The sequence below is a fragment of the Paracoccus sp. UBA5162 genome, assembly GCF_002413585.1.
In the GTDB taxonomy this organism is placed as follows: Bacteria; Pseudomonadota; Alphaproteobacteria; order Rhodobacterales; family Rhodobacteraceae; genus Paracoccus.
The window spans coordinates 1-4,836 of record NZ_DHXG01000004.1 but is presented as its reverse complement, the minus strand read 5'-3'; the positions used below and the strand labels follow the sequence as shown (position 1 = coordinate 4,836).

Sequence of the window (4,836 nt, the reverse complement as noted above, 5' to 3'; positions counted from 1 at the left end):
GGCGCCGTTGACCATGCAGCCGATCTCGCCGTCCAGCGCGATATAGTTCAGGTCGAACTTCGACGCCGCCAGTTCCTTGGGATCCTCCTCGCTTTCGTCGCGCAGGGCCATGATGTCGGGCTGGCGGTACAGCGCGTTGTTGTCGAAACCCATCTTGGCGTCGAGGCATTTCAGGGTGCCATCGGTGGTCACGATCAGCGGGTTGATCTCCAGCATCTCCATGTCGCGTTCGATGAACAGGCGATAGAGGTTGCGGATCAGGGCCACGCATTGCTTGACCTGCCCGCCCTTGAGGCCAAGGGCGAAGGCCACGCGGCGGCCGTGGAAATCGGACAGGCCCGACGCCGGATCGACGCTGAAGCTGACGATCTTGTCGGGGGTGTTGGCGGCGACTTCCTCGATATCCATGCCGCCCTCGGTCGAGGCGACGAAGCTGACGCGGCTGGTGCCGCGATCGACCAGCAGGGCCAGATACAATTCGCGCTCGATATCGCTGCCGTCCTCGATATAGATGCGGTTGACCTGCTTGCCGGCGGGACCGGTCTGGTGCGTGACCAGCGTGCGTCCCAGCATCTGGCGGGTCAGTTCCTCGGCCTCGGCCACGGATTTGGCCAGACGCACGCCGCCCTTCTCGCCGGCGGCGGCTTCGGCGAAATGGCCCTTGCCGCGGCCGCCGGCATGGATCTGCGCCTTGACCACCCACAGCGGGCCGTCCAGCTCGCCCGCGGCCGATTTGGCCTCGTCGGCCTTGGTCACGACACGACCGTCGCTGACCGGCGCGCCGTAATGGCGCAGCAGCGCCTTGGCCTGATATTCGTGAATGTTCATCGCGACCCCCTCATCGGTTCTGCAGATTTGCCGGTGTCTTGGCACAATCCGGGGGGGAGGCGAAAGGATTTCCAAGCCGCATTGCGAAAAACGGCCAGAAGACCGCGATTGTGATCACAGCCCGAAAGACTGTGATCACAAAGAGCTTTTCGTTAACGGAACCAGCGCGACCCCGGGGGCCGGCGCGGCGGAGTCCCGGGGTCGCGCGGCGCGGCGTGACGCGCGGGCATGACCACCGGCGGGGGAGCGGCGGGCAGGGCCAGGTTCGCCCCGTCACGCCGCATCGTCGCGCCGCGCGCAGGGGTTCACGCCTTTGTCGGCTTGATCTTCCGGGCGGCTGCGGTCAGGTTCGCCGCGATTTTGCAAAGGCCCCCCGGATGTCCAGCCCCGCGCCCTTTTCCCGTTACGAATTCCTGATCGCCTGGCGCTATCTGCGGGCGCGCCGGGCCGAGGGCGGGGTCAGCGTGATGACCTGGATCAGCCTGATCGGGATCGCCCTCGGCGTGATGGCGCTGATCGCGACGCTGGCGGTGCGCGCGGGGTTCCGGGCCGAGTTCGTGGACACGATCCTGGGCGCCAATGCCCATACCAGCGTCTATCTGTCCCCGCAGCAGATCCGGAACCCGCTGACCGACGAGGTCTATGTCACCCCCGGCCGGATCCGGGATTACGACGCGATGGCGGCCCGGCTGGCCAAGGTGCCGGGCGTCCTCCGGGCCGAGCCGGTCGTGCGCGGCCAGGTCATGGCCACGGCCAACGGATCGTCGAACGTGGCCGAGGTCTATGGCGTCACGCCGGACGATCTGAAGGCGATGCCACGGATCGTCGATCCGGCGACCTCATCGGGCAATGTCGATGATTTCGACAACGGCATCGCCATCGGATCCGGCATCGCGCGGGAATTGTCGCTGGGTGTCGGCGACAAGCTGCGCCTGATCGCGCCCGAGGGCGCGCGCACCGCCTTCGGCACGACGCCGCGGGTCAGTGCCTACGAGGTCGTCTATGTCTTCAGCGCCGGCCGCTATGACATCGACCGGACGCGGATCTACATGCCGCTGGCCGAGGCGCAGCGCTATTTCAACCGCGAGGGCGCGGCCGACGAGATCCAGGTCTATGTGACCGATCCCGAGAAGGTGGACGACTGGACCCTGCCGCTGATGCGGGCGGCGGGCGAGGGGGCGCAGGTCTGGTCGTGGAAGGATTCCTCGGGCTCGTTCCTGTCGGCGCTGGACATGGAGGATGACGTGATGTTCGTGATTCTGTCGGTGCTGGTCCTGATCGCGTCGATGAACATCACCTCGGGCCTCATCATGCTGGTCAAGAACAAGGGCCGCGACATCGGCATCCTGCGCACGATGGGGCTGACCGAGGGCGCGGTCCTGCGGGTCTTCTTTCTCTGCGGGGCCTTTACCGGCGTGATCGGGACCCTTGCGGGGGTGATCCTGGGTGTCACGCTGGCGCTGAACGTGGACAACATCATGGCCGCCATCAACGCGCTGAGCGGCGGCGGCGCCTGGCAGCCCGAGGTCCGCGGCATCTATCGGCTGCCGGCCGAATTGCGGGCCTGGGACATCTTTCGCGCCGTCGCCCTGTCGCTGGTCCTGTCCTTCATCGTCACCATCTTTCCCGCCCGCCGCGCCGCGCGGATGAACCCGGTGGAGGCGCTGCGCTATGAGTGACGTGTTGCGGCTGGAGGCCGTGTCCAAGACCTATGGCAAGGGCGGACCGGCCCCGGTCGAGGCGCTGCGCCCGATCGACCTGTCCGTCGCGCGCGGCGAGGTCGTGGCGCTGGTCGCGCCGTCGGGGGCGGGCAAATCGACGCTGCTGCATATCGCCGGGCTGCTGGACACGCCGGATGGCGGCAAGGTGTGGCTGAACGGGCGCGACATGACCGGCCTGCCCGACAGGGCCCGGACCGAGGCGCGGCGGCGCGAGCTGGGTTTCGTCTATCAGTTCCACCACCTGCTGCCCGAATTCAGCGCCGCCGAGAATATCGTGCTGCCGCAACTGGCCGATGGCCGGGCCGCGCGGGATGCGGCGGCGCGGGCGGAGGGCCTGCTGGACCGTGTCGGGCTGGCCCATCGGGCCGCCCATCGCCCGGCCGAATTGTCGGGGGGCGAACAGCAGCGGGTGGCCTTTTGCCGGGCGCTGGCCAATGCGCCGGCGCTGCTGCTGGCGGACGAGCCGACCGGAAACCTGGACCCCGGCACCTCGGACCGGGTGTTCGACATGCTGATGGCGCTGGTTCGCGAGACCGGGCTGGCCGCGCTGATCGCGACGCATAATCACGACCTGGCGGCGCGGATGGACCGGGTGATCCGGCTGACCGGGGCCGCCGGCGACACCCCGCCGGGCTGACCTTCGCAGGCCCGGCCGCGCCGCCCGGCCTGTTGCAGCAAGACCACATCCGCCGGCCCGATCACCTTTTCCGGCGATCCCTTGCGAATCCCGCGCGTTGGGCAGACATCGACGCAACCATTCGACAGCAAAGGAGAAATGGTATGAAATTCGCAATCATCTCCACCGCGGCGATCCTGACGGCCGGTGCGGCTTCGGCCGGGGGCTATACGGCGCCCGTCGCCGAAAGCAGCCCCGCCATCATCACCGCGCCCGTGGTCGAGCAGGGCCCGAACTGGGGCGGCTTCTACGGCGGTCTGCAATACGGCAAGGGCAATGCCAGCCTGTCGAACGGCGGCTTCGACGAAAATCTCGACGCCTATGGTCTGCACGGCGGCTATCTCTACGACATGGGCCGCTATGTCGTCGGCGGCGAGCTGGATTACAACAAGATCAATCTCGACAATAACGGCGGCGATGGCGACCTGGCGCGTCTGAAGGGCCGCGCCGGGATGAAGTTCGGCAGGTTCATGCCCTATCTGACGGCCGGCTATGCCCGGATTTCGACCAACCAGGATGCGGGCGACGTGTCCGAGGGCGCCTTTGCCTATGGGCTGGGGGCCGAATACATGGTCAACAACCGGTTTTCGGTCGGCGCCGAATACACCCGCCAGGACTTCAAGGACGTGTCCAACGTGAACGGCCTGGATCTGGACACCGACATGGTGCAGATGCGCGCCTCGTATCGCTTCTGATCGCGGACGGGTTTCTGCGACAGGACGGGCGGCCCCTGCGACCGCCCGTCTTTTCATTCACCGGAAGGGATGTTCCAGGCGCGTCGCGGCGCATCGCGGCGCGGCCCGCGCGGAAGGCGCGGTCAAACGGGCCGATGGCGGGATTTTGCAGGAATGCGCGGCGATCCGTCGCCGTTGACCCCGGTGGCCCGCAAGGCTAAACCGGCCACAGCCAACCCGTCGCGGGCAGCCACCGATCCCGCGGCCGAAAGGGGGATTCGCCCGTGGAACCATTGTTGCAGGAATATCTGCCCATCCTCGTCTTCGCGGCGATGGCCTCGGCGCTGGCGCTGGTCCTGATGCTGGCGGCCATCGTCATCGCCGTGCGCAATCCCGACCCCGAAAAGGTCAGCGCCTACGAATGCGGTTTCAACGCCTTCGACGACGCGCGGATGAAGTTCGACGTGCGCTTCTACCTGGTCTCGATCCTGTTCATCATCTTCGATCTGGAAATGGCATTCCTGTTTCCCTGGGCTGTCAGCTTCGCCGGGCTTTCGGATCCGGCCTTCTGGTCGATGATCGTGTTCCTGATCGTGCTGACAATCGGCTTTGCCTATGAATGGAAGAAGGGGGCGATGGAATGGGCGTGATGACAGGCGCGAACACCGCCGGCCCCGACCGCGAGGTCGCGACGCAGACGCTGAACCGCGAATTGCAGGACAAGGGTTTCCTGCTGACCACGACCGAGGACATCATCAACTGGGCCCGCAACGGGTCGCTGCACTGGATGACCTTCGGTCTGGCCTGCTGCGCGGTCGAGATGATGCAGGTCTCCATGCCGCGCTATGACCTGGAACGCTTTGGCACCGCGCCGCGCGCATCGCCGCGCCAGTCGGATCTGATGATCGTCGCGGGCACGCTGACCAACAAGATGGCG

General features: G+C 66.7%; 6 protein-coding genes. 5 read left to right on the top strand and 1 reads right to left on the bottom strand.

The genetic code is table 11. The annotated features are described in order from the left end of the window. The coding region (sucC, locus tag B4A72_RS00675) for an ADP-forming succinate--CoA ligase subunit beta (protein ID WP_292977944.1) at positions 1-828 on the bottom strand (828 nt) is incomplete at its 3' end. Positions 829-1,205: 377 nt separating this feature from the next. Here sucC and B4A72_RS00670 point away from each other — a divergent pair. From B4A72_RS00670 to nuoB, 5 genes are all read left to right on the top strand, one after another. Next, positions 1,206-2,507: a lipoprotein-releasing ABC transporter permease subunit gene (locus tag B4A72_RS00670; RefSeq protein ID WP_292957403.1), complete on the top strand. Its 1,302-nt coding sequence runs from the start codon at positions 1,206-1,208 to the stop codon at positions 2,505-2,507. After that, a complete protein-coding gene (locus B4A72_RS00665; RefSeq protein WP_292957406.1) occupies positions 2,500-3,186 on the top strand; it encodes an ABC transporter ATP-binding protein in 687 nt (228 codons plus the stop codon). The genes B4A72_RS00670 and B4A72_RS00665 overlap by 8 nt, the downstream gene beginning before the upstream one ends. A 143-nt stretch (positions 3,187-3,329) precedes the next feature. After that, on the top strand, positions 3,330-3,920 hold the full coding sequence (locus B4A72_RS00660; RefSeq protein ID WP_292957409.1) for an outer membrane protein: 591 nt from the start codon (positions 3,330-3,332) through the stop codon (positions 3,918-3,920). Between the two features lie 263 nt (positions 3,921-4,183). Further along, positions 4,184-4,549, top strand: coding sequence for an NADH-quinone oxidoreductase subunit A (locus B4A72_RS00655; RefSeq protein WP_292957412.1), 366 nt, complete (start codon positions 4,184-4,186; stop codon positions 4,547-4,549). Further along, positions 4,549-4,836, top strand: a 288-nt coding sequence (gene nuoB, locus B4A72_RS00650) for an NADH-quinone oxidoreductase subunit NuoB (RefSeq protein ID WP_414692477.1), incomplete at its 3' end; no start/stop codon positions are given. The genes B4A72_RS00655 and nuoB, both read left to right, overlap by 1 nt.